Origin of the sequence: Roseovarius sp. (assembly GCF_027019125.1) — a bacterium.
Taxonomy (GTDB): domain Bacteria; phylum Pseudomonadota; class Alphaproteobacteria; order Rhodobacterales; family Rhodobacteraceae; genus Roseovarius.
The window spans coordinates 168,153-190,029 of the sequence record NZ_JALUXE010000027.1; the positions used below are offsets into that span (position 1 = coordinate 168,153).

At 63.0% G+C, this 21,877-nt stretch carries 27 protein-coding genes; 18 read left to right on the plus strand and 9 right to left on the minus strand.

Features of this window, described 5'->3' with window-relative positions:
* The first annotated feature begins 33 nt into the window (after positions 1-33).
* Entirely contained in the window at positions 34-1,269 is a 1,236-nt protein-coding gene (locus MVC20_RS09005; protein WP_297540528.1) for an acyl-CoA dehydrogenase family protein, read from the plus strand.
* A gap of 127 nt (positions 1,270-1,396) precedes the next feature.
* Positions 1,397-1,981: a carboxymuconolactone decarboxylase family protein gene (locus MVC20_RS09010; RefSeq protein WP_297540530.1), complete on the plus strand. Its 585-nt coding sequence runs from the start codon at positions 1,397-1,399 to the stop codon at positions 1,979-1,981.
* 18 nt (positions 1,982-1,999) lie between these two features.
* Here the strand turns inward: MVC20_RS09010 and MVC20_RS09015 are convergent, their stop codons facing one another.
* A complete protein-coding gene (locus tag MVC20_RS09015; RefSeq protein WP_297540532.1) occupies positions 2,000-2,338 on the minus strand; it encodes a metalloregulator ArsR/SmtB family transcription factor in 339 nt (112 codons plus the stop codon).
* A 263-nt stretch (positions 2,339-2,601) separates the two neighbouring features.
* Between MVC20_RS09015 and MVC20_RS09020 the strand changes: the two genes are divergently transcribed.
* The 5 genes from MVC20_RS09020 to MVC20_RS09040 all read left to right on the plus strand — a co-directional run bounded on the left by MVC20_RS09020 (position 2,602) and on the right by MVC20_RS09040 (position 6,017).
* The gene (locus tag MVC20_RS09020) at positions 2,602-3,234 is read left to right on the plus strand and encodes an ATP-dependent Clp protease proteolytic subunit (protein WP_008279297.1); all 633 of its coding nucleotides are present in this window, start codon (positions 2,602-2,604) and stop codon (positions 3,232-3,234) included.
* A 146-nt stretch (positions 3,235-3,380) separates the two neighbouring features.
* A complete protein-coding gene (clpX, locus tag MVC20_RS09025) occupies positions 3,381-4,649 on the plus strand; it encodes an ATP-dependent Clp protease ATP-binding subunit ClpX (protein ID WP_297540535.1) in 1,269 nt (422 codons plus the stop codon).
* Positions 4,650-4,805: 156 nt separating this feature from the next.
* Entirely contained in the window at positions 4,806-5,189 is a 384-nt protein-coding gene (locus MVC20_RS09030; RefSeq protein ID WP_297540537.1) for an NADH:ubiquinone oxidoreductase subunit NDUFA12, read from the plus strand.
* Positions 5,190-5,199: 10 nt separating this feature from the next.
* The gene (mlaD, locus tag MVC20_RS09035; RefSeq protein WP_297540539.1) at positions 5,200-5,661 is read left to right on the plus strand and encodes an outer membrane lipid asymmetry maintenance protein MlaD; all 462 of its coding nucleotides are present in this window, start codon (positions 5,200-5,202) and stop codon (positions 5,659-5,661) included.
* Positions 5,658-6,017: a DUF2155 domain-containing protein gene (locus MVC20_RS09040; protein WP_297540541.1), complete on the plus strand. Its 360-nt coding sequence runs from the start codon at positions 5,658-5,660 to the stop codon at positions 6,015-6,017. The genes mlaD and MVC20_RS09040 overlap by 4 nt, the downstream gene beginning before the upstream one ends.
* Here MVC20_RS09040 and aat read toward each other — a convergent pair.
* On the minus strand, positions 5,984-6,625 hold the full coding sequence (gene aat / locus MVC20_RS09045) for a leucyl/phenylalanyl-tRNA--protein transferase (RefSeq protein ID WP_297540543.1): 642 nt from the start codon (positions 6,623-6,625) through the stop codon (positions 5,984-5,986). The two genes, MVC20_RS09040 and aat, sit on opposite strands and share 34 nt — an antisense overlap.
* A gap of 90 nt (positions 6,626-6,715) precedes the next feature.
* Between aat and MVC20_RS09050 the strand changes: the two genes are divergently transcribed.
* Positions 6,716-7,402, plus strand: coding sequence for a class I SAM-dependent methyltransferase (locus MVC20_RS09050; RefSeq protein WP_297540544.1), 687 nt, complete (start codon positions 6,716-6,718; stop codon positions 7,400-7,402).
* 27 nt (positions 7,403-7,429) lie between these two features.
* Here MVC20_RS09050 and MVC20_RS09055 read toward each other — a convergent pair whose 3' ends face one another.
* Entirely contained in the window at positions 7,430-7,843 is a 414-nt protein-coding gene (locus MVC20_RS09055) for a PaaI family thioesterase (RefSeq protein ID WP_297540546.1), read from the minus strand.
* Between the two features lie 135 nt (positions 7,844-7,978).
* Here MVC20_RS09055 and MVC20_RS09060 point away from each other — a divergent pair, with 135 nt between their 5' ends.
* Positions 7,979-8,794: a LytTR family DNA-binding domain-containing protein gene (locus MVC20_RS09060; RefSeq protein ID WP_297540549.1), complete on the plus strand. Its 816-nt coding sequence runs from the start codon at positions 7,979-7,981 to the stop codon at positions 8,792-8,794.
* On the opposite strand, the gene pdeM is transcribed toward MVC20_RS09060, so the two are convergent.
* The 3 genes from pdeM to MVC20_RS09075 are packed head-to-tail and all read right to left on the minus strand — an operon-like array spanning position 8,782 to position 12,663.
* Positions 8,782-9,459, minus strand: a complete 678-nt coding sequence (gene pdeM / locus MVC20_RS09065; protein ID WP_297540551.1) for a ligase-associated DNA damage response endonuclease PdeM — start codon at positions 9,457-9,459, stop codon at positions 8,782-8,784. The two genes, MVC20_RS09060 and pdeM, sit on opposite strands and share 13 nt — an antisense overlap.
* A gap of 42 nt (positions 9,460-9,501) precedes the next feature.
* Positions 9,502-11,910 carry a ligase-associated DNA damage response DEXH box helicase gene (locus MVC20_RS09070; RefSeq protein WP_297540553.1) on the minus strand — a complete coding sequence of 803 codons (2,409 nt, stop codon included), beginning with the start codon at positions 11,908-11,910 and terminating at the stop codon, positions 9,502-9,504.
* A 42-nt stretch (positions 11,911-11,952) separates the two neighbouring features.
* Complete coding sequence (locus MVC20_RS09075) at positions 11,953-12,663, minus strand: response regulator (protein ID WP_297540555.1); 711 nt, start codon at positions 12,661-12,663, stop codon at positions 11,953-11,955.
* A gap of 138 nt (positions 12,664-12,801) precedes the next feature.
* Here MVC20_RS09075 and mce point away from each other — a divergent pair, with 138 nt between their 5' ends.
* Positions 12,802-13,206, plus strand: coding sequence for a methylmalonyl-CoA epimerase (gene mce / locus MVC20_RS09080; protein WP_297540557.1), 405 nt, complete (start codon positions 12,802-12,804; stop codon positions 13,204-13,206).
* Positions 13,206-13,490, plus strand: coding sequence for a DUF1467 family protein (locus tag MVC20_RS09085; RefSeq protein ID WP_297540559.1), 285 nt, complete (start codon positions 13,206-13,208; stop codon positions 13,488-13,490). The genes mce and MVC20_RS09085 overlap by 1 nt, the downstream gene beginning before the upstream one ends.
* Here MVC20_RS09085 and MVC20_RS09090 read toward each other — a convergent pair.
* Positions 13,456-14,163: an EI24 domain-containing protein gene (locus MVC20_RS09090; RefSeq protein WP_297540561.1), complete on the minus strand. Its 708-nt coding sequence runs from the start codon at positions 14,161-14,163 to the stop codon at positions 13,456-13,458. The two genes, MVC20_RS09085 and MVC20_RS09090, sit on opposite strands and share 35 nt — an antisense overlap.
* Positions 14,160-14,738: a nitroreductase family protein gene (locus MVC20_RS09095; protein ID WP_297540563.1), complete on the minus strand. Its 579-nt coding sequence runs from the start codon at positions 14,736-14,738 to the stop codon at positions 14,160-14,162. The genes MVC20_RS09090 and MVC20_RS09095 overlap by 4 nt, the downstream gene beginning before the upstream one ends.
* A gap of 113 nt (positions 14,739-14,851) precedes the next feature.
* Between MVC20_RS09095 and MVC20_RS09100 the strand changes: the two genes are divergently transcribed.
* Complete coding sequence (locus MVC20_RS09100) at positions 14,852-15,106, plus strand: DUF167 domain-containing protein (protein ID WP_037275223.1); 255 nt, start codon at positions 14,852-14,854, stop codon at positions 15,104-15,106.
* On the opposite strand, the gene MVC20_RS09105 is transcribed toward MVC20_RS09100, so the two are convergent.
* The gene (locus MVC20_RS09105) at positions 15,094-15,879 is read right to left on the minus strand and encodes a DeoR/GlpR family DNA-binding transcription regulator (protein ID WP_297540565.1); all 786 of its coding nucleotides are present in this window, start codon (positions 15,877-15,879) and stop codon (positions 15,094-15,096) included. The two genes, MVC20_RS09100 and MVC20_RS09105, sit on opposite strands and share 13 nt — an antisense overlap.
* Positions 15,880-16,117: 238 nt before the next feature.
* Here MVC20_RS09105 and glpD point away from each other — a divergent pair, with 238 nt between their 5' ends.
* Genes glpD through MVC20_RS09135 form a run of 6 tightly spaced genes read left to right on the plus strand, consistent with a single transcriptional unit; the run spans position 16,118 to position 21,872 of the window.
* Positions 16,118-17,779 (plus strand): glycerol-3-phosphate dehydrogenase, encoded by a 1,662-nt coding sequence (gene glpD / locus MVC20_RS09110; protein ID WP_297540567.1) that lies wholly within the window; start codon positions 16,118-16,120, stop codon positions 17,777-17,779.
* A 16-nt stretch (positions 17,780-17,795) separates the two neighbouring features.
* Positions 17,796-18,884: an ABC transporter ATP-binding protein gene (locus MVC20_RS09115; protein WP_297540569.1), complete on the plus strand. Its 1,089-nt coding sequence runs from the start codon at positions 17,796-17,798 to the stop codon at positions 18,882-18,884.
* Positions 18,885-18,893: 9 nt separating this feature from the next.
* Positions 18,894-19,988 (plus strand): ABC transporter ATP-binding protein, encoded by a 1,095-nt coding sequence (locus tag MVC20_RS09120; RefSeq protein WP_297540571.1) that lies wholly within the window; start codon positions 18,894-18,896, stop codon positions 19,986-19,988.
* Positions 19,988-20,860, plus strand: coding sequence for a sugar ABC transporter permease (locus MVC20_RS09125; protein ID WP_297540573.1), 873 nt, complete (start codon positions 19,988-19,990; stop codon positions 20,858-20,860). The genes MVC20_RS09120 and MVC20_RS09125 overlap by 1 nt, the downstream gene beginning before the upstream one ends.
* Positions 20,860-21,702, plus strand: a complete 843-nt coding sequence (locus MVC20_RS09130) for a carbohydrate ABC transporter permease (RefSeq protein ID WP_297540575.1) — start codon at positions 20,860-20,862, stop codon at positions 21,700-21,702. The genes MVC20_RS09125 and MVC20_RS09130 overlap by 1 nt, the downstream gene beginning before the upstream one ends.
* A complete protein-coding gene (locus MVC20_RS09135; protein WP_297540577.1) occupies positions 21,702-21,872 on the plus strand; it encodes a hypothetical protein in 171 nt (56 codons plus the stop codon). The genes MVC20_RS09130 and MVC20_RS09135 overlap by 1 nt, the downstream gene beginning before the upstream one ends.
* Positions 21,873-21,877 lie beyond the last annotated feature (5 nt).

Consider the following 21,877-nt stretch of genomic DNA (forward strand, 5'->3'; position numbering starts at 1 on the left):
AATTGAGGCAACTGACAACAGAGGGCCGGTGACATGGACATGAATTTGGGAATGCGCCCCGAGATGCGCGCGCTACTGGCGCGGGTGGCGGCGATGGTGCGGGACGAGATCATGCCGCTCGAGGTCGAGTATCACGCGGAAATCGGCAAGGGCGAGCGCTGGACCTATACCCCCCGGCAGGCCGAGATTCTGGAAGGGCTCAAGGCACGGGCCAAGGCCGAAGGCTTGTGGAATTTCTGGCTGACCGACAGCGCACGGGGCTTTGGCCTGTCGACGGTGGAATATGCCTATTTCGCCGAAGAGATGGGCAAGACCCCGATGGGGGCCGAGGTTTTCAACTGCAACGCGCCCGACACCGGCAATATGGAAGTGTTCGAGCGTTACGGCTCTGAGGCGATGAAGGCCAAATGGCTGGCACCGCTTCTGGAGGGAGAGATTCGCAGCGCCTATCTGATGACAGAGCCGGATGTTGCCAGTTCGGATGCCACAAACATCGCCATGTCCTGTGTGCGCGACGGCGAACACTATGTTCTGAATGGTCAGAAATGGTGGGCAACGGGGGCCGGTGATCCGCGCTGCAAGGTCTATATCGTGATGGTGCGCACCGGGGGCGATGAGATGCCCAAGCATCAGCGCCATTCGATGATCGTGGTGCCTGCCGATACGCCCGGTATCGAGAAACTGCGCCCGATGCAGGTTTATGGCCATGACGACGCACCGCATGGGCATATGCATTTCAAGTTCGAGAATGTCCGCGTGCCCGCCGAGAACCTGCTCTTGGGCGAAGGGCGCGGGTTCGAGATTGCGCAAGGCCGCCTTGGGCCGGGGCGTATCCATCATTGCATGCGCGCCATCGGTCAGGCCGAATCCGCGCTTGAGATGATGTGCAGGCGCAGCCTCGCACGAGAGGCGTTCGGCAAGCCCTTGGCGCAGCTCGGGGCGAATTACGACATCATCGCCGAGTGCCGGATGGAGATCGAACAGGCGCGTTTGCTCTGTCTCAAGGCGGCGTGGATGATGGATCAGGGCGATGCGCGTGCCGCTGCCCCCTGGATCAGCCAGATCAAGGTTGTGGCCCCGCGTGTCGCCCTCAAGGTGATCGACGAAGCGGTGCAGATGTTCGGGGCGCAGGGGATTTCGCAGGATGTGCCGCTGGCCGCCATGTGGACCCATGTGCGCACGCTGCGGCTGGCCGATGGCCCGGACGCGGTGCATCGCCGGCAGGTGGCGCGGGCAGAGTTGCGGAAATACACGCAAGACAGGGTCTGAGCGTTAGCGCACATTCGGTCTGCAGTTGAGAACCCAGTTCACGCCTTGGTGATCGGTCCGGTGGTTCCATCTCCGCCTCGCTCTGATTAGCTGCGTCTTGACCACATCACACGCAAAGGAGAGGTCCATGACTGCTGAATTTCGAGTGGAGACATCAGCTGTGAGTGACGATCAGGCCACTGGTAAGGCCAAGGAATTGCTGGAGGGGGCACGTGCCAAGCTGGGATTCGTGCCGAACATGTATCGTGGCATGGCGGTCAATCCCGGCCTCTTGTCCACCTATCTGCATGGTTACGCGCTCTTTCGGGAGTCGGGCAATTTCACCCCGCCCGAGCAAGAGGTGGTGTTTCTGACCGTCTCGTTGGCCAATGGCTGTGACTATTGCACCGCCGCGCATTCGATGCTGGCGATCAAGATGTCCAAGCTGGGCGAGGCGCATACGCAGGCGCTGCGCGATGGCAAGCCGCTGAGCGATGCCAAGCTGGAAGCGCTGCGCAAGTTCACCCATCACATGTGGGAGACACGCGGCCTGCCGACCAAGGCCGAAGCCGAGGCGTTCAAGGCCGCGGGCTATGGCGATGTGCATGTGTTGGAGATCATTCTGGCGATGGCCGTCAAGACGATCAGCAACTATTCCAACCACGTCAATCACACCGATGTGGACGAAGTCTTCGCGCCCTTCACGGTTGACAAGTCGGTCGAACCCGCCTGAGATCCGGTGTCTGCGCCCTCAAGGATTGGGGGCGCAGAACAATTCGTAGACCACTTCGAGCACCTTGCGCGGGCGATCATCCGCGAGGCTGTAATAGATGGCCTTGCCGTCACGCCGCGCCGTCACCAGCCCTTCGAGACGCAGGCGGGACAATTGCTGGGATACTGCGGCCTGCCGCGCCGAGAGCAGCGTTTCCAGTTCGGTCACCGACCGCTCGCTGGACACCAGATGACAGAGAATCATCAACCGCCCCTCGTGGCTGATCGCCTTGAGGAAATTGGCGGCCTTGGTCGCGTTGTCGACCATGCGGTCCATTTCGGCGGCGTCGAGCGTGTCATCGAGAACGGGAAGCGGCATTTTCCGTGAATCCTGATAATGATTTATGTGTACTTAGGGCGTTTTTGCGGAATGTGCAAAAGCTGGCCGTGCCTGCGCGCGAAAAAGTGAGTCGATGTGGCGCAGAAATCGCCATCGCCCGTGCCCCCCTGCTACAAAATCGAGCGATGCCCTTGCAGCCCCTTGGGCGCAACACTAAGACTCCTTTAGGAACTGACCGGCTATGGTCGGAGTGATTGACAAAGCCTGACGGCAACGGTCGGGCGCAGGACAGGCGGGCTGTAATGAAAGACCCTATGGACATCTACATGAACACCCTTGTTCCGATGGTGGTCGAACAGACCAGCCGGGGCGAGCGGGCCTATGATATTTTCTCGCGCCTTCTCAAGGAGCGGATCATTTTCCTGAGCGGCCCGGTGCATGACGGCATGTCGAGCCTGATTGTGGCACAACTCTTGCATCTCGAGGCTGAGAATCCGTCCAAGGAAATCAGCATGTATATCAACAGCCCCGGCGGGGTCGTGACCTCGGGACTGTCGATCTATGACACGATGCAATATATCAAGCCCAAGGTCAGCACGCTGGTCGTGGGCCAGGCGGCGAGCATGGGAAGTCTGCTCTTGACCGCGGGCGAGCCGGGGATGCGGTTTTCCCTGCCCAACAGCCGCGTCATGGTTCACCAGCCCTCGGGCGGGTATCAGGGGCAGGCAACCGATATCATGATCCATGCGCGCGAGACGCAAAAGCTCAAGGATCGGCTGAACGAGATTTATGTCAAGCACACCGGCCAGACCCTGAAAAAGGTCGAAGAGGCACTGGAGCGGGACAATTTCATGTCCCCCGAAGAGGCCAAGGCCTGGGGTTTGATCGACGAGATCGTGGCCAATCGTGACAAGGGTGACGAGGCGGCGAAGTAAACGTGATCCGGCCCGAGGGCGGGCCGGATATTTTCAGATTGTGGTGCCATACGGCCTGACTTAAGCTGAAGGGTAGCACAGATCACAGACGAGGCCCCGCGCGGGGCGCGCGGACGGCAGACGGCGCAGGGCCCGAAAGGTACGGAATGGCGAATAACTCAGGCGGCGACAGCAAGAACACGCTCTATTGCAGCTTTTGCGGCAAAAGCCAGCATGAGGTGCGCAAACTGATCGCCGGACCGACCGTGTTCATCTGCGATGAATGCGTCGAGCTTTGCATGGACATCATCCGCGAAGAGACCAAGAGCGCCGGTATCAAGTCGAGCGAGGGGATTCCCGCGCCGCGCGATATCTGCAAGGTGCTGGATGATTACGTGATCGGTCAGGCCCGCGCCAAGAAAGTTCTCTCGGTGGCGGTGCACAACCACTACAAGCGGCTGAACAATTCCGGCAAGAGCGATATAGAGCTCAGCAAATCCAACATTCTGCTGATCGGCCCCACGGGCTGTGGCAAGACCCTGCTGGCGCAGACGCTGGCGCGAATCCTCGATGTGCCCTTCACAATGGCCGATGCCACCACGCTGACCGAGGCGGGCTATGTGGGCGAGGATGTGGAGAATATCATCCTCAAGCTGTTGCAGGCCTCTGAGTATAACGTGGAGCGGGCGCAGCGCGGCATCGTCTATATCGACGAGGTCGACAAGATCACGCGCAAGTCCGAGAATCCCTCGATCACCCGCGACGTGTCGGGCGAGGGCGTGCAGCAGGCGCTCTTGAAGCTGATGGAGGGCACGGTCGCCGCCGTGCCGCCGCAGGGCGGACGCAAGCATCCGCAGCAGGAATTCCTGCAAGTGGACACGACCAATATTCTCTTCATCTGCGGCGGGGCCTTTGCCGGTCTCGACAAGATCATCGCGCAGCGCGGCAAGGGCAGCGCCATGGGCTTTGGGGCCGATGTGCGTGACAATGATGCGCGTGGCGTGGGCGAAATCTTTACGGATCTGGAGCCGGAGGACCTGCTCAAGTTTGGCCTGATCCCGGAATTCGTGGGTCGTCTGCCGGTCATCGCCACGCTCGAGGACCTCGATGAAGATGCGCTTGTGACGATCCTGACCCAGCCCAAGAACGCGCTGGTCAAGCAGTACCAGCGCCTGTTCGAGCTTGAAGGCGCGCAACTGAGCTTTACCGAGGATGCGCTCAAGGCTGTGGCCAAGCGCGCCATCGCCCGCAAGACCGGTGCGCGCGGCCTGCGCTCGATTCTCGAGGATATTCTGCTCGACACGATGTTCGAGTTGCCGAGCATGTCCCATGTCGAGGAAGTGCTGGTCAATGAGGAGGCGGTCAATTCCGATGCCGCGCCTTTGATCATCTACGCAGAGAGCAAGGGCAAGAAGGAAGGCGCCAGCGCAGGCTGACCGCGATACCCCGTCCAGTCCTGTCTAAAGAAACGGCCCGCAACATCAGGTTGCGGGCTCTTTCATTTCGGCTGCATCACGGCCTGCGGTGTTGCGGGCACTGGACCTTCGCTGTCAAATCCGCCATATCGGAAACGAATGATGTCGGAGGGTCGAATGGGCATTCTCAACACCTTGCTGCGCGCCGTTACCTGGTGGAACGGTCAGACGCTCAACACCCAGATCTATACCTGGCGCAATGGCGTCAAGGTGGGAGAGGATGCGCAGGGCAATGCGTTCTATCGCACCCGTGACGACAAGCGCCGTTGGGTGATCTTTAATGGCGAGGCCGAGGCGAGCCGGGTTGACCCCGATTGGCACGGCTGGCTGCATCACACCTACAAGGAGCCGCCGACCGACAAGCCGCTTGCGCACAAGCCTTGGGAAAAGCCGCATACAGAGAACCTGACCGGCACACCGCTGGCCTATGCGCCTGCCGGGTCCATCCGCCGCGTAGCCCCCGCAGAGCGACGCGATTACGAGGCGTGGTCGCCGGAATAGGGACGGAAATATGTCTGAGAGTAAAACCGAGGTTCTGGTCGGCGGTGTCGTATTGGCTGTTGCGATCGGATTTCTGGTCTATGCGGGCAAGACCACCGGCATGACCACGGGCAGCGCGCGTGAGTATCAGTTGAGCGCGAGCTTTCGCAGCGCCGATGGCGTGAGCGTGGGCACCGATGTGCGTTTGGCCGGAGTCAAGGTTGGCCGGGTCACGCAGATCGCGCTCGACCCCGAGACCTATCGCGCCAAGACGATCTTTACCGTGCAAGAGGGCATAAACGTGCCTGATGACAGCGCTGTTGCGGTCTCTTCCGAGGGGTTGTTGGGTGGCAATTACGTCGAGATCCTGCCGGGCGGGTCGCCATTCCCGGTCGAGCCGGGCTCGGAGATCGAATTCACCCAAGGGTCGGTCAGCCTTGTGTCTCTGCTGATGAAATTCGTCTCGGGCAGCGACGGAGAGACAGCGCAATGAAGGCGCTCTGGCTCGGTCTTGTGCTCTGCCTCGGGGCGGGGGCGGGAACCGCGCAAGAGGCGGCAACGGTTGCGCAGGGCGCGATTCTGCGCGGTCTGGACAAGATCAATGGCAGCGCGCAGGATCTTGACCTCGACAATGGGCAATCGGGCGTGTTCGGCTCGCTTTACGTGGTCTTGGGCGAATGCCGCTATCCGGAGGGCGATCCTGCGGGGGATGCCTTTGCCTATCTCACGATTTCCGAACAGGGCGGCGGTGCGGTGATCTTTTCCGGCTGGATGCTGGCCTCGTCCCCGGCGCTGAACGCGCTGGAGCATCCGCGCTATGACATCTGGGTCCTGCGCTGCAAGACCTGACGCGGGTCGGGATCAAACGGTATCCGGGTGATGTCGGCCTCATCCTCCATCGCATCCTCCAAAAGCGCGCGATATTGCGTGCGCGGAATTTCCACCGCGCCAAGACGCCCCAGATGCGGCGTGATGAACTGTGTATCGAAAAGGCGAAATCCGCAGCGGGCGAGATGGTCGGTCAAATGGGCGAGGGCCAGTTTCGATGCATCCGTGCTCCGTGAAAACATGCTTTCGCCAAAAAAGGCCGCGCCAAGCGCCACGCCATAGACGCCACCCACCAATTGCCCCTCTTGCCAGATTTCGAGCGAATGCCCATGGCCCTGCCGATGCAGGGCCAGATAGGCGCGATGAATCGGGGGGCTGATCCAGGTATCATCGCGGTCGGCGCAACCGCGCAGCACCGCCTCGAAATCGCTGTCGAGTGTCGCGGTGTAGCGTCCCTGCCGCATCCGGCGCGCCAGCGAGCGCGAGATATGGAACCCATCAAGCGGAAGAATGCCCCGCCGGTGCGGATCGACCCAGAACACCTCTGGGTCGTCGCGCCGTTCCGACATGGGGAACACGCCAGAGGCATAGGCCTGTAGCAGCAAAGCGGGGGTCAGGGGTGTCGTCATGGGTCTGCGTATTGAGCCGAGAGCGCTTAAGGGTTTGCTATCTTTTGTCATGTTACAAGACCAAAGGCGATAGAGGCTGATGGATGTGTGATGACGATCATGGGGTATGGGTTCAAACGTCAGGCGGGCGGTGACGCCACTGGCGGCTTTAACCGGGCGCAGGCGCGACATGCGCTGTTGGTGGATGCTTATCGTCATGCGATCGCTGATTCGACGGTGATGCTGGTCGGGGCCGGGGATGGCGCATGGTGCTATGCGCTGGCGGCGGCGGGGGCCTTGCAGGTCGTGGGGATCGAAGCGGAGGCCGCTCTGGTCGAGAGGTTTGGCCGATTGCCCGATGTGGGATTGCGCGAGCGGATCGACCTGCGTTGCGCCGATCCGGTCGAGGAAATCCGATCCGAGGTGCGGGCCGGGCGGCAGTATGATGTGGTCATCCTGCTTGATTTGCTCGAACTGGTGGCCGACCTGCACGATCTCTTTGGTCTGATTCGGGAACTGGATCCGCGCCTCGTGGTGGTGGATGGCCGCTTTGTCGATACTGAGGAGCCGATTCTCTGGATCGACCGCACGCGCGAGGCGGTGGCGGGTCGCGCGCGCCCGGCGCTTGTGCCGGGGCGTGGGGCGGTTGCGATGGTGGCCTATGACACCGGCTTTGATCTCGACTGGATCGACTGGTCCCAGCTTGATCCCGAGGTGCGGCAGGGGCTGGAGGATTACTATATCGCAGGCCCCGGAATGCGCGCGAGTTTCACCCTCACACCGGAACACATAGCATGACTGCGCGCCTCGGCGGATGAGCCGCGTTCAGACCGGGATCATCGAGCCGGTGAGCAGCGCGATATGCGTCTCGACCCCCTCTTTCAGCGCAAAGACATCAGCCTGCACGATCACCAGGCGACGGCCCGGCTTGATCACCCGGCCACGGGCAATCAGGCGCTCGCCCTGCGCCGGGGCCAGAAGATTGATCTTCATCTCGGTGGTCAGCACCTCGGCCTCGTCGGGCATCAGGCTGAGCGCGGCATAGCCGGCGGCACTGTCGCCAATGGCAAAGGTCAGACCCGCATGGCCAAATCCATGTTGTTGGCGGCTGCCGGGCAGAATAGGCGCCTCGATCTCTGTGCTCCCGTCGGACAGCGCCACCAGACGCGCCCCCAATGTGGTCATCATCGCCTGCGCAGCAAAGCTGCGGCGGATTTTCTGTTCAATGTCAGGGGACATTTTCCAAGGCTTTCCCATTGTTTGTGATGTCAGGTCGCGTTGACAGTAAAGTGAACGGCTCTGGCGACGTTAGGTTGGACTGGAGCAATCATGCTGATACATGCATGTATAACGGGAACGGGCAAGGGTGGTAAGTTGAACTGGACTGATCTGCGCCAGCATTTTGTGGACACGTTTTCACTGCTGTTCACGTCTGTCACCTTCTATGTCTGGGCGGCCACTCTGGTTTTTGCGGTCGTGGCAGGACCTTTCGGCAGCTACGATACCATGAGCTGGCCGGTCCGCACCGTTTATTGGGCGATGGTGATCACGGCGGCGATTGTGGTCGGCTTTGCTGCGCGGGCGGCCATGCGGGCGCTGCTGGCGGGACGGTATCCGGCCCTCTTTGATCTGGGGGCCAGTTTTCTTGTCGGGCTGGTCCTCGGTCCGGTGATCTGGCTCTTGCGCGGCTGGATGGATCCGGTGCTGGGCCCCGAGGATTTGAGCGTGCTCAGGATCGAGCTCAACTGCTTTCTCATTGCCTGCGGCGTTTTCGTGGTCCGGCGGCAAATCGGGGCCGAGGCCCCCACCAGCTATTGGGCAGAACCAGAGCCAGAGGCACCGGCGCAAACACGGCTGCATCGGCGGCTGTCCTGCCCCCCCGATGCAGAGATCCATCGCCTCTCGGCCAATAATCACTACGTCGAAGTGGCGACCAGCGCGGGGGTTGAGACACTGCGCCTGCGTCTTGCGGATGCGATTGAGGAAATGGAGCCGGTGGCGGGCATCTGCACCCATCGGTCGCATTGGGTCGCATTCTCGGCCATCAGCGGCACCGAGCGCGAGAGTGGCAGCAAGCTCTTTGTCGTGCTCAAGAATGGCGATCGCGTGCCGGTGAGCCGGAAATACCGCCCCAATCTGGAAGATGCGGGTCTGATCGACAGTCTGGACGCGGTGTTTCAGGGGCGCTGAACGCCGCGCGGCATCGGGACGGCATGGGCCATGGCCCCGGTCAGCACCGCCAGGGCATCGCGCCGCATCAGCCCTGTGAACACCGCATCATCGGACCAGAGCCCGCCGGTATAGGTGCCAAAGGCGGGCAGGATCACCCGGTCGCTGTCGATCAGAAAGGCGGGGCGGCTGAGGCTTCGCCCCTTGAGCGCGAGGCGCACCTTGGGGTGATAATGCCCCGAGATCTCGCCGCTTTGCCCGGCGCGCGCGATATGGCGAAACGTGAGCGGGGGTGCTGGCAATTCGGCCATATGCGCGCCGCCAAGGTCGACGGGACCCGGATCATGATTGCCCTCGATCCAGACCCAGCGTCGCCCGGCCTGCAATTTGGCGATCCACAGCTTTTCCGCGTCGGGCAGGTGACCGGCGGCGGCGCTGTCGTCGAAACTGTCGCCTAGGCAGATCACCGTCGCCGCCCCGGTGCGGCGCAGGTCGCTCTCCAACCGGGTGAGCGTGTCGCGCGTCTCGTAGGGGGGCAGGGGCGGCTCTCCCATCCGCGCCCGGCGCAGCGCCTTGCCAAGATGCAGGTCGGAGACGCACAAGAGATTGCGCGCCTCCCAATAGAGCGCGCCCGAGGGAAGCGCCGTCAGCTGCGTTCCGGCGAGGGTGAATTGGTATCCGTCCATGCGGCATTGGTGGCGCTTTGCTGGTGAAATGGCAAGGCCACCTCAGGGGGCGAGACCGGCCGCCGCAAGGAGCCGCGCGCTTTCTTCGGCCAAAAGCCGCTCTTGCGCCGCCCCTTCGACCGGCATCCGCCCCGCTTCGAGAAAGAGGGGCGCGGCCAGGGGGCTGACGCGCGCCAGTCGCCGCAGGGTCACGCGCCCTGCAACGCGCGTCAGCATTTCCTCGATCCGGCCGAAATCCACCAGCCCGCGCATCGCCTCTTGCCGGGTGATGTCGAGGAGAAGGTGCGCTGGGTCATATTTCACCAGCGTGTCATAGAGAATATCCGACGACATGGTCGCTTGTCGCCCGTTCTTGCGCGCGCCGGGGGTGTTGCGCTGAATGAGACCGGCAATCATGGCCGAGGCGCGAAAGGTGCGTTTCATCACCGCGTTAGACATGAGCCAGCTGTCCAACCCCGCGCGCAGGGCATCGGGGGCCAGAAGCGGGGCGGCATCCGTCACCGGCTCCAGCCCCCAGATCAGCGTGGCATAATCGGTGGCGACAAACCCCAGCGGGGCAAGGCCCGTTTCTTCCATCCGCTTGGTCACCAGGAGGCCCAGCGTCTGCATCGCGTTGCGCCCCGCAAAGCCATAGATGCACAGATGTTCGCGCCCGTCATGGCCAAAGCTCTCTATCAGCAGGCTGTCGGGCTCTGGCATTTGCGACACATGCCGTTGCAGGTGCAGCCAGTCGCGTACAGGCTCGGGCAGATCAGGCCAGTCGGGGGCTGCCAGTATCTGCAGGATACGCGCCGAGAGTTGCGTTGAGGTCGCGAATTTGGTGCCCATATAGGTGGCAATCTTGGGCTTGCGCCCGGGATCGCGACTGACCTCCACCACCATCTCGCGCAGGGATTCAAAGCGCACGATCTGCCCGCCGATGAGAAACGTATCGCCGGGGGTGAGGGTGGCGGCAAAGCCTTCTTCGATCTCGCCCAAGGGCTTGCCGCCGCGTGCCCGCCGCATCCGGACCTTGAGCGTGTCGGTATCCTGAATGGTGCCGATGTTCATGCGGATGAGGCGGGCAGAGCGCGGATCGCGCAATTGCCAGTCTCCATCGGCGCGCTGTTGCAGGCGCTGCCATTGGTCATAGGCCCGCAGCGCATAGCCACCCGTGGCGCAGAAATCGAGGCAGGCGTCGAATTCGGCGCGGCTGAGGGTGGCATAGGCCCCGGCGCCCGTCACCTCTGCAAAGAGGGCATCGGCGTTGAACGGCCCCGCACAGGCGCGGATCAGGATATGCTGGCAGAGCACGTCGCGCGGCCCCGGCCCGCGCGCCTCGCCATCCAGATCGCGGGCGCGCACGGCGTCCAGTGCGGCGCGACATTCCACCACTTCGAAGCGGTTGGCGGGCACGAGGAGCGCCTTGGAGGGCGCGTTGTAGCGGTGATTGGCTCGTCCGATCCGCTGGACAAGGCGTTTGACGTTCTTGGGCGCGCCCACCTGAATCACCAGATCGACATCGCCCCAATCCAGCCCCAGATCGAGGCTGCCGGTGCAGACCACGGCGCGCAACTCGCCGCGCACCATCGCCGCCTCGACCCGTTCACGCTGCACCCGGTCAAGGCTGCCGTGATGGATGCCGATGGGCAGAGCGTCGTCATTGGCGAGCCAGAGGTTGTGAAAGAAGATCTCGGCCTGCGCGCGGGTGTTGTGGAAAATCAGCGTCGTCTTGTGGCGGCGGACCTGATCCAGCACGGCAGGGATGGCATAGGCGGCCCCGCCCCCGGCCCAGGGGGGCGGCTCTGCGGTCGCGAGCATGGCGATGTCTGGCTCCGGCCCCGGATCGGCCGAGAGGATCTCGCAAGGGCTGTTGCCATGGGCCATGTACCGCGCAAGGGCAGGCGGGTCTTCGACGGTGGCCGACAGGCCCACGCGGCGCAGGCCGGGGCAGAGCGCCTGAAGTCGGCTGAGCGCCAGCATGAGCTGATCGCCGCGCTTGCTCTCGGCGAGGGCATGCACCTCGTCGATCACGACCCGTTTCAGCCCCGCGAAAATGCGCGGCGCATCCTCGTAAGAGGTGAGCAGTGCCAGACTTTCGGGCGTGGTCAACAGGATATGGGGGGGATCGGCGCGTTGGCGGCGCTTGGTGTGAGAGGAGGTATCGCCGGTGCGATCCTCGATCCGGATGGGCAGGCCCATTTCCGTGACCGGCGTGGTCAGGTTGCGCCGGATGTCAGCCGCGAGCGCCTTGAGCGGTGAGATATAGAGCGTGTGCAGCCCGGCGTGATCGCCCGTGGCGAGATCCGCCAGCGTCGGCAGGAACCCTGCCAGCGTCTTGCCCCCGCCAGTGGGGGCGATGAGCAGCGTGGCAGGATCGTCCGCCCGCGCCAGCATCTCCGCCTGATGCGGGTGAAGCTGCCAGTTGCGGGCAGAAAACCACGTGGCAAGAGGGGCGGGCAGGGCGCACATGCCCCCTATCTAGCGGTGGGTCGTGGCAAAGCAAAGCGCCCGCTAGAGCGCTGTTCGGGCCGCCAGGCGCATGTCGATCAACCCCATGATCCGCGCAACGCCCGCCTCGGAACAGTGCCCCGTCAACCCCGCCGCGGCCTCGGCCAAAACCGCATCTTCGGCGGCGCGGGCCACACTGGCCAGAAACTGCGCGGCATAGCGCAGGATGTCCGGGGTGCGATCATGGCTGAGAAGGCTGTGCACATGATCGAGATCGTCGCGATAGGCCAGCGGATCGGGATGGATCGTCTCGGCCTGCACCGCGTAGGGGCCAAGAGGCCGCCGGTCGGTGGGCATGTGGCGCAACACCTCTTGCTGAAAGATGCCAAGGCTCGCCACGGGTTTGAGCAAGAACCCATCGGCCCCGGCGCGCCGCGCGCGCGCCTCTGCCCCGGCATCCCCGCTTGTGGCGAGGATCACGCCCACGCGCGGCACGGCGCGGGCGAGGTCGGCAATCAGATCCTCGCCCGGACCGTCGGGCAGGCCCAGATCGACGATCACCACCGACGGGCGATAGACCTGCAAATGGCGGCGCGCCGAACTCAGGCAATCCGCGCGCCGGACGCGCGCGCCGCTGCGGAGGCACATCAGGCGCAGCGCCTCTGACGCGTAGCGGCTGTCCTCGACCGCCAGAACGGTCATGCCCATCAGGGGGCGTTGGGCGTTTGGCACGCGCGGGCGCGCAAGGCTGTCAAGATCGGTCATCGGGCGCATCCTTCTGTCACGATATTTCCGCAGCATGGCCCGGGTGTGGTGAACGCAAGGTTAATGCGTGGGTTGCGTCCCCCTGTCGCTTGTCAGTTCGCGCGTTCATCCCCATAACGGGGGAAATTCATGCAAAAGGATTGCCCCATGATCGGACGCCTCAATCATGTCGCCATCGCGGTGCCGGATCTCTCCGCCGCTGCTGACCAATACCGCCATGCGCTCGGCGCCAAGGTTGGCGCGCCGCAGGACGAGCCGGATCACGGCGTGACCGTGGTTTTCATCGAATTGCCCAATACCAAGATCGAACTGCTCTATCCCTTGGGCGAAAACAGCCCGATCCAGGGCTTTCTTGACAAGAATCCCTCGGGCGGGATTCACCATGTCTGTTATGAGGTCGATGACATCATTGCCGCGCGCGATCACCTGAAATCCACCGGCGCGCGGGTGCTGGGCACGGGCGAGCCCAAGATCGGCGCGCATGGCAAGCCGGTGCTGTTCCTGCATCCCAAGGATTTCAACGGCTGCCTCGTGGAACTGGAGCAGGTCTGATGGGCGTTACCTCGGCCATCGTGCTCTTTGCGGTGATCTGGTTCATGACGTTCTTTGTCGTGTTGCCGATCCGCATCCAGACCCAAGGCGACCTGGGCGAGGTGGTGCCCGGCACCCATGCCGGTTCGCCCGAACATCACCATCTCAAGAAAAAGGCGTGGATCACCACCGGCATTGCCATCGTGCTCTGGATCATCATCGGCGGCACGATCATTTCGGGCGTCATCACCGTGCGCGATCTCGACATGTTCAACCGGATGGGCCCGCCCGCCGCGTCTGAGTAGCGTGGAAGATATGGGTAAAGGTGGCGGCGCCGAGAATCGGGATCAAGAGGTTCACCAGCGGCACTGAGAGCGGCATCGCCATGAGCACGCCTGCCCCCCATATGGTCAGGCGGTGTTTCTTGCGCAGGGTCCTGGCCCCCGCCCGCCCGACCCGGCGCATGGCGACCAGTTGGAAATATTCCATCCCCAGAAGATAGCCGTTCAATCCCCAGAAGATGAAGAGCGCGAAGGGCGTGAAAAGCGCATAGAGAAAGAGCGCCACAACATTGGCGCCTATGATCACGCCCAAGAAGTTGACCGTATCGCGCAGCGCCTCGCCAAAGGGAACGGATTGCGCGGGGGGTAATCCGGGATAGTGGCGATCCTCCACCGCATCGGCCACCGTGTCGAGAAACATCGAGGTGATGGCAGAGGCGACCGGCACCATCAGAAACACGGACAGCACGATCATGAGGAGGAACGACGCCCCGCTCAGGAGGTCGCCGACCCATGTCACCTCGCCCAGAAGCGGCAGGGTGGTGGTGTCGCCCACCGTCGCCTGAATGAGCCAGAGCACGCCGGCGTAGGCCGCAATCAAAAGCGCAAGCGTCAGACCGACGCCGAGAAACAGCACCTTGCGGAATCGCGGATCGCCGATCTGGCCCAGGGCCTTGAAGAAGCTGGCGAAGATCATTCCGAAACCCAAGTCGTGATGCTGTCGATCTCGGGGCGCGGACGCTCGGGCGGGGCGGCGCCTTCGGTGCCGATGTGGATGAAACCGGCGATACGCTCGTGATCCGCCAGCCCAAGGGCGGCGGCGGCGAAGCCCCGGTCATGGCTGGGCCAACCGCTCAGCCAATTGGCCCCCCAACCGGCGGCCAGCGCGGCGTTCAGGAGGCCAAGACAGACACAGGCCGCTGAATAGGTCTGTTCGATGGCCGGGATCTTCTCCGAGGGTTTCGGGCTCTCGATCACTGCCACGGCCAGATGGGCATCGGCGAATTGCGTTTCGGCCTTGGCGATGTCCTCGGGCGATTTGCCCAGCCGCTTGCCGGCCGGTGCCACCAGCCCCGCCAGCCGCACAAGCGCCGCACGCTCCAGCACGATGAGGCGCCAGGGCTCCAGCTTGCCATGATCGGGGACGCGGGTGGCGGCGGTCAGAAGCGGACGCAGCGCGTCGCGGTCCGGGACCGGCAGCCCCAGCGTCTTGGCCGGGCGCGAACGGCGTGAGAGCATGAAATCGAGAGCGGCGGGATTGGGCGTTGGCATCGGTGTCTTTCTCTTGCAAGGCCCCCCACATGTCGGCAAGCGTGCGTCCGTGGTCAAGCCCCGAAGCGGCGATTCCTGTTGGATGGGCGCGCGCCAGCCGGTATGGCACTGTCATGGACATCCCCGATCTCAGCGCGCTGGCCCAGCCCGGCACCACCATCGCCCTGCGCGTCACCCCAAAGGCCGCGCGCAACCGGATCGTCGCGGAAGAGGGCGGGCTGCGCGTCTATGTCACCACCGTGCCCGAGGACGGCAAGGCCAATGCCGCCGTTGTCAAATTGCTGGCCAAGGCGCTCGGCGTGCCGAAATCGCGCCTGACCCTGCTGCGCGGTCACACCAGCCGGGACAAGGTGTTTCAGGTCGACTGATGCTTGCCCGCCATGCCCGCGACCTGCACCCGGGTTCCCCAGCCCACGCAGCTTTCGGCCAAGGATGCGGGCAAGGGCCGGTCGGTAAAGACCTGATCGACATCGCGAATGGACCCGATCCGCACCGGCGCGCTGCGCTGGAACTTGGAATGATCCGCCACCAGAAATACCTCGCGCGAGCGGTTGAGCAGGGTCTGGCCCACCACCACCTCCTGAATGTCGAAATCGAGCATGTCGCCATCCTCGTCCAGCGCGGAACAGCCCAGAATGGCGTAATCGAACTTGAAATTCTCGATGGTGCGCGCGGTCAGGTTGCCCACCAGCCCATTGTCGGACCGGCGCAGCGCGCCGCCCGCCACGACAATCTCGCAATCCTTGTTGGCGAGCAGGATTTGCGCCACGTTCATGTTGTTGGTGACGACCATCAGATTGCGGTGATCCATCAATTCGCGGGCTACCGCCTCGGTCGTGGTGCCGATGTCGAGAAAGACCGAGGCATCATGCGGAATGGCCGCCGCACAGGCGCGGCCAATCGCGGCCTTGGCAGGCTCGTTCAGGCGGCGTCGTTCCTCGTAGAGGATGTTCGATACGCCCGACGGCAGGATCGCGCCGCCATGGACGCGCTCCAGCTTGCCCGCGTTGGCCAGTTCGGTGAGGTCGCGGCGGATGGTCTGAACGGTAACGTCAAAGCGTTCGGCCAGATCCTCGACCGTGACCTTGCCTTCGGCGCGGGCGATTTCCAGAATGTCGGGTTGGCGAAAGCTCTGGGACATGGGCGGCCTTGATTGGTTGCAGGTTCGATTATGTTCGTTTTGTCGCGCGCTGCAAGCAAAGCCTCCGCTGCGTTGCGGCGTAATGGCCGAATCGCGGCTGTCAGGGCATGAGTGACGCAACTTCAGGGCGGGAAATGCGTTCGTTCGCGCCCGAGATCGGGCGTGGTCCTGAAAATTGATGAATGAAATCAAAGGATGAATTAATAAAAGAAACAAAACGAACATTCATTCTTGACCCATGCGGTCAAAAAGTGGTTCGTTTGCGCTCATCTTACGGTGGGAGGGGCGCGTGTCGCAGGACCGCGAGGGCACAGTGATCGACCTGTTCGTCATCGGCGGCGGCATCAACGGCTGTGGCATCGCCCGTGATGCGGCGGGCCGGGGGCTGCGGGTGGAACTGGCCGAGATGAACGATCTCGCCTGGGCCACATCGAGCGCCTCGACCAAGCTTTTCCACGGGGGTCTGCGCTATCTCGAATATTTCGAGATCCGGCTGGTGCGCGAGGCGCTGATCGAGCGGGAAACCCTGCTGCGCGCCATGCCGCATATCAGCTGGCCCATGCGTTTTGTGCTGCCCTATCACCGCGATATGCGGTTCGAGGGCGAAACGCCCACCTCGCGTATTCTCAATCTCGTCATGCCCTGGATGAAAGGGCGGCGGCCTGCCTGGCTGATCCGCCTGGGACTGTTCCTGTATGACCATCTCGGGGGTCGTAAAATCCTGCCCGCGACCTCGACGCTTGATCTGCGCAATGGGCCGGAGGGGGCACCGCTCAAGGACAAGTTCACCCGCGCCTATGAATATTCCGACTGCTGGATCGAGGACAGCCGCCTTGTCGTGCTGAACGCCCGCGATGCCGAGGCGCGCGGCGCGCGCATCCGCACCCGCACCCGCGTGCAATCGGCCGAGCGTGTGGGGGATCTGTGGCAGGTGACGCTCAAGGATCAGGAAACCGGCGCGGTCGAGGTGGTGCAGGCGCGCGCCCTCGTCAATGCCGCCGGACCTTGGGTCAAGGATGTGATCTCGGGCACGCTGCGCCTCAACTCTGCCGAGGGCGTGCGGCTGGTGCGCGGTAGCCATATCGTGACGCGCCGCCTGTTCGATCACGACAAATGCTATTTCTTCCAAGGCACCGATGGGCGGATCATCTTTGCCATCCCCTATGAGGGGGAGTTCACGCTGATCGGCACCACCGATGCCGAACACGGGCAGGCGGATACGCGCCCCGAATGCACGCCGGAAGAGGCCGAGTATCTTTGCCGCTTTGCGTCGGAATATTTCAAGACGCCCGTGACACGCGCCGATATCGTCTGGACCTACTCGGGGGTGCGCCCGCTCTATGACGATGGCGCGAAATCCGCCACCGCTGCCACCCGCGACTATGTGCTCACGCTGGCCGAGGGGCCGGGTGCGCCGCTTCTGAACATCTTTGGTGGCAAGATCACGACGTACCGCAAACTGGCCGAGGCGGCGCTGGCCAAGCTGTGCCAGTTCTTTCCGGATGCCGGCGCGGATTGGACCGCAGGCGTCGCCCTGCCGGGGGGAGATTTCCCCGTTGACGGGTTCGACCGGCTGACCGAGAATCTGCACCGGGCCTATCCGTTTCTCACGGAGGCATGGGCGCGGCGGCTGGTGCGCGCCTATGGCACCGAGGCGGTGGATATTCTGGGCGAGGCGCGCGAGGCCGCCGATCTTGGTCCCGATTTCGGCGCCACCCTGACCGGGGCCGAGGTGCGCTGGCAGATGGATCATGAATACGCCCGCACGGCGGCGGATGTGGTCTGGCGGCGCACCCGTCTGGGCCTCAAGATGACCGAGGCGCAGATTGCGGCGCTCGACGACTGGATGCAGCAGGAGCGCGGGCTTGACCGGGCCGCCCCCGTGGCTGCCAAGGGATGATGGAGGAAAAGACCGCATGGCGCTGACACTCAAGGGGGTATCGAAACGCGTGAACGGGCAGGTGCATATTCACCCGACCGACCTCACGCTCGAGGCCGGCACGATGAACGTGCTTCTGGGGCCGACCCTCTCGGGGAAAACCTCGCTCATGCGGCTTATGGCGGGGCTCGATGCGCCCGCAACGGGCCGTATCCTGTGGAACGGTGCGGATGTCACCGGAATGCGCGTGCAGGATCGCCGCGTTGCGATGGTCTATCAGCAGTTCATCAACTATCCCTCGATGACCGTCTATGACAACATCGCCTCGCCCCTGCGCCTGATGGGCAAATCCAGCGCCGAGATTGACGCGGCAGTCCGGAAAACCGCCGATCTCATGCAGCTTTCGCCGATGCTGAATCGCAAGCCGCTGGAGCTTTCGGGGGGTCAGCAACAGCGCTGCGCGCTGGCCCGCGCGCTGGTCAAGGAGGCCGGTCTGGTTCTGCTCGATGAGCCGCTGGCCAATCTCGATTACAAGCTGCGCGAGGAATTGCGCGCGGAAATCCCGCGGATTTTCGAGGCGGCGGGCAGCATCTTTGTCTATGCCACGACCGAGCCGGAAGAGGCGCTGCTTCTTGGGGGCAATACCGCGACCCTCTGGGAAGGGCGGGTGACGCAATTCGGCCCGACACCGCAGGTCTACCGCCAGCCGCGCGACGCCACGACCGCGCGCGTCTTCAGCGATCCGCCGATGAATTTCCTGACCGTGCAGAAATCCGGCGCGCGCATTCTCTTCGGCGATGGGCAATCGGCGGCGGCGCTGGGCAGCATGGCGGGGCTTGCCGATGGCACCTATACAGCCGGGTTTCGGCCCAACCATCTGGAACTGGACCGGCATACACCTGATGCGCTGACTTTCGACGCGCGCCTCAACGTGACCGAGATCACCGGCTCCGAAACCTTTGTGCATCTGGATCACCATGGCGAGCGGTGGGTGGGGCTTATCCACGGGGTGCGCGATCTGAAACTGGGGGCCGCACTCCGGGTCTATCTTGATCCGGCGCATGTCTATGTGTTCGGGGCGGATGGCGCGCTGGTGGCGCCCGCGCCCTATGCAGAGGCGGCGTGAGGGGGAATCATGGCCAAGATCACGCTGGATAATCTCGCACATAGTTACCTTGCCCGCCCGGCGTCCGAGGCGGATTTCGCGCTCAAGGAACTCAATCACGTCTGGGCCGATGGCGAGGCCTATGCGCTCCTGGGCGCGTCGGGCTGTGGCAAGTCCACGCTGCTCAACATCATTTCGGGCCTCTTGCGCCCAAGTCAGGGCCGTATCCTGTTCAACGATCAGGATGTCACCGATCAGGCAACGGCGGCGCGCAATATCGCGCAGGTGTTCCAGTTTCCGGTGGTCTATGACACCATGACGGTGCGCGACAATCTGGCCTTTCCGCTGCGCAATCGCGGGGCCGCGCCGGCCTATATCGCCGAGCGGGTCCAGACCATCGCCCGCATGATCGGGATGGAGGCGGAACTGGGGCGCAAGGCGCGCGGTCTCACGGCAGATGCCAAGCAGAAGATCAGCCTTGGCCGCGGGATGGTGCGCGAGGATGTCAACGCGCTCCTCTTCGATGAACCGCTGACGGTGATCGACCCACATATGAAATGGGAACTCAGGACACAGCTCAAGGCGCTGCATCACGAGTTTGGCCATACGATGATCTATGTCACCCATGACCAGACCGAGGCGCTGACCTTTGCCGACAAGGTGGTCGTCATGCACGATGGCCGCGTCGTGCAGGTGGGCACGCCTCAGGAACTCTTTGAGCGGCCAGAGCATACATTCGTGGGCTATTTCATCGGCTCGCCGGGGATGAACCTGCTTGATGCCCAAGTGACCGGCACCAAGGCCGTAGTGCAAGGCGTCGAAATCCCGCTGGGGGCCGACTATGCCCGCCCCACGGGCCGGGTGCAGATTGGCGTGCGGCCTGAATTTGTGCGCCTGACGGCAGGGGCCGAGGGGCTGCCCGTGACGGTGCGGCGGATCGAGGATGTGGGCCGCCACAAGATCATCCGCTGCGAGTTTGCAGGCACGCAGATCAACGCCATCGCCGCCGAGGGCGCGCTGATTTCGCCCGACATGACGCGCGTCACCTTCGATCCGGCCGCGATCAATGTCTATGCCGATGACTGGCGCGTGACACCGAAATCTCAGGCGCAGGAGGCCGCGTGATGGACAAGACCGTCAATCAAAAGGCATGGTTCCTTGTTCTGCCCGTGCTTGTTCTCGTGGCTTTTTCCGCCGTGATCCCGCTGATGACCGTGGTCAACTATTCGGTGCAGGACACATTCGGCAACAACCAGTTCTTCTGGGCGGGGCTGGAATGGTTCGAGGATATGCTCGCCTCTGAACGGATGTGGGACGCGCTCCAGCGTCAGGCGATCTTTTCGGCGATCATCCTCGCCATCGAGGTGCCGCTGGGCGTGCTGGTGGCGCTGCACATGCCCAAGCGCGGCATCTGGGTGTCGGTCTGTCTCGTGCTCATGTCCCTGCCGCTCTTGATCCCGTGGAATGTGGTGGGCACCATCTGGCAAATCTTTGGCCGGGTCGATATCGGCCTTCTGGGGCATACTCTGGCGGCGCTGGGCATCGACTATAACTACACGCAGAATGCGGGTGATGCCTGGGTCACGCTCATCGTGATGGATGTCTGGCACTGGACCTCGCTGGTGGCGCTCTTGGCCTATGCCGGGCTGCAATCCATCCCAGACGCCTATTATCAGGCGGCCAAGATCGATCAGGCCAGCCGCTGGGCCGTGTTCCGCTATATCGAACTGCCCAAGATGACGGGGGTGCTGATGATCGCCATCCTCCTGCGGTTCATGGACAGTTTCATGATCTATACCGAGCCTTTCGTGGTCACGGGGGGCGGTCCGGGCAATGCGACGACCTTCCTCTCCATCGACCTCGTGAAAATGGCGCTGGGACAGTTCGACCTCGGCCCTGCCGCCGCCTTCTCGATCATGTATTTCCTCGTGATCCTGCTGATTTCATGGGTGTTTTACACAGTCATGGTCAATCTCGACAAACGGGAGGGCAAGTGATGGCCGATTTGACCGCCGCACGCGGCACCACCCGCAGCTTTGCCCTGCCGCGTATCAACGTGGTGATGGTGCTTTACCTCGTGTTCCTGCTCTTGCCGATCTATTGGCTCGTGAACATGAGCTTCAAGACCAATGACGAGATACTTGGCGCATTCTCGCTCTGGCCGCAGACCCCGACGCTCGCCAATTATGCCACCATCCTCACCGATGCCAGTTGGTATATGGGCTATGTCAACTCGCTGATCTATGTGGTGATGAACACGGTCCTGTCGATTGCCGTGGCCCTGCCCGCCGCCTATGCGTTCTCGCGCTACAGCTTTCTTGGTGACAAGCATCTGTTCTTCTGGCTCTTGACCAACCGCATGGCCCCGCCTGCGGTCTTTGCCCTGCCGTTCTTTCAGCTTTATTCAAGCGTGGGCCTGTTTGACACGCATATCGCCGTGGCGCTGGCGCATTGCCTCTTCAACGTGCCGCTGGCGGTGTGGATTCTGGAAGGGTTCATGCGCGGTGTCCCCAAAGAGATTGACGAGACCGCCTATATCGACGGCTATTCCTTCGGGCGCTTCTTCGTGAAGATCTTCATGCCGCTGATCGCAAGCGGCGTGGGTGTGGCCGCGTTCTTCTGCTTCATGTTCTCATGGGTGGAACTGCTCTTGTCGCGCACGCTGACCAGCGTCGATGCCAAGCCGATTGCGGCCACGATGACGCGGACGGTGTCGGCGAGCGGTCTGGATTGGGGCGTGCTGGCAGCGGCGGGGGTGCTCACCATCGTGCCGGGGGCGCTCGTGATCTATTTCGTGCGCAATTACATCGCCAAGGGCTTTGCCCTGGGGAGGGTGTGATGGCTGTTCTGCTTGGGATGGTTTTGCTTGGCATCCTCGTTTTCGCGCGCGGGTCGCTATGGGCCGCTGGAATGGTGGGAAAGACGCTTTACGTGGTGGTCGCGGTTTTCGCGGTCTCGCTGGCGCTGTTGCTGGTGATCGAGCGGATCGAAGGAATGGGGGAATACTGACGATG

Bases quoted from the DNA above. Each gene is read 5' to 3' on its own strand.
- MVC20_RS09005 (WP_297540528.1), top strand. From the start codon at position 34: ATGGACATGAATTTGGGAATGCGCCCCGAGATGCGCGCGCTACTGGCG.
- MVC20_RS09010 (WP_297540530.1), top strand. From the start codon at position 1,397: ATGACTGCTGAATTTCGAGTGGAGACATCAGCTGTGAGTGACGATCAG.
- MVC20_RS09015 (WP_297540532.1), bottom strand. From the start codon at position 2,338: ATGCCGCTTCCCGTTCTCGATGACACGCTCGACGCCGCCGAAATGGAC.
- MVC20_RS09020 (WP_008279297.1), top strand. From the start codon at position 2,602: ATGAAAGACCCTATGGACATCTACATGAACACCCTTGTTCCGATGGTG.
- clpX (WP_297540535.1), top strand. From the start codon at position 3,381: ATGGCGAATAACTCAGGCGGCGACAGCAAGAACACGCTCTATTGCAGC.
- MVC20_RS09030 (WP_297540537.1), top strand. From the start codon at position 4,806: ATGGGCATTCTCAACACCTTGCTGCGCGCCGTTACCTGGTGGAACGGT.
- mlaD (WP_297540539.1), top strand. From the start codon at position 5,200: ATGTCTGAGAGTAAAACCGAGGTTCTGGTCGGCGGTGTCGTATTGGCT.
- MVC20_RS09040 (WP_297540541.1), top strand. From the start codon at position 5,658: ATGAAGGCGCTCTGGCTCGGTCTTGTGCTCTGCCTCGGGGCGGGGGCG.
- aat (WP_297540543.1), bottom strand. From the start codon at position 6,625: ATGACGACACCCCTGACCCCCGCTTTGCTGCTACAGGCCTATGCCTCT.
- MVC20_RS09050 (WP_297540544.1), top strand. From the start codon at position 6,716: ATGACGATCATGGGGTATGGGTTCAAACGTCAGGCGGGCGGTGACGCC.
- MVC20_RS09055 (WP_297540546.1), bottom strand. From the start codon at position 7,843: ATGTCCCCTGACATTGAACAGAAAATCCGCCGCAGCTTTGCTGCGCAG.
- pdeM (WP_297540551.1), bottom strand. From the start codon at position 9,459: ATGGACGGATACCAATTCACCCTCGCCGGAACGCAGCTGACGGCGCTT.
- MVC20_RS09070 (WP_297540553.1), bottom strand. From the start codon at position 11,910: ATGTGCGCCCTGCCCGCCCCTCTTGCCACGTGGTTTTCTGCCCGCAAC.
- MVC20_RS09075 (WP_297540555.1), bottom strand. From the start codon at position 12,663: ATGCGCCCGATGACCGATCTTGACAGCCTTGCGCGCCCGCGCGTGCCA.
- mce (WP_297540557.1), top strand. From the start codon at position 12,802: ATGATCGGACGCCTCAATCATGTCGCCATCGCGGTGCCGGATCTCTCC.
- MVC20_RS09085 (WP_297540559.1), top strand. From the start codon at position 13,206: ATGGGCGTTACCTCGGCCATCGTGCTCTTTGCGGTGATCTGGTTCATG.
- MVC20_RS09090 (WP_297540561.1), bottom strand. From the start codon at position 14,163: ATGATCTTCGCCAGCTTCTTCAAGGCCCTGGGCCAGATCGGCGATCCG.
- MVC20_RS09095 (WP_297540563.1), bottom strand. From the start codon at position 14,738: ATGCCAACGCCCAATCCCGCCGCTCTCGATTTCATGCTCTCACGCCGT.
- MVC20_RS09100 (WP_037275223.1), top strand. From the start codon at position 14,852: ATGGACATCCCCGATCTCAGCGCGCTGGCCCAGCCCGGCACCACCATC.
- MVC20_RS09105 (WP_297540565.1), bottom strand. From the start codon at position 15,879: ATGTCCCAGAGCTTTCGCCAACCCGACATTCTGGAAATCGCCCGCGCC.
- glpD (WP_297540567.1), top strand. From the start codon at position 16,118: ATGCGGTCAAAAAGTGGTTCGTTTGCGCTCATCTTACGGTGGGAGGGG.
- MVC20_RS09115 (WP_297540569.1), top strand. From the start codon at position 17,796: ATGGCGCTGACACTCAAGGGGGTATCGAAACGCGTGAACGGGCAGGTG.
- MVC20_RS09120 (WP_297540571.1), top strand. From the start codon at position 18,894: ATGGCCAAGATCACGCTGGATAATCTCGCACATAGTTACCTTGCCCGC.
- MVC20_RS09125 (WP_297540573.1), top strand. From the start codon at position 19,988: ATGGACAAGACCGTCAATCAAAAGGCATGGTTCCTTGTTCTGCCCGTG.
- MVC20_RS09130 (WP_297540575.1), top strand. From the start codon at position 20,860: ATGGCCGATTTGACCGCCGCACGCGGCACCACCCGCAGCTTTGCCCTG.
- MVC20_RS09135 (WP_297540577.1), top strand. From the start codon at position 21,702: ATGGCTGTTCTGCTTGGGATGGTTTTGCTTGGCATCCTCGTTTTCGCG.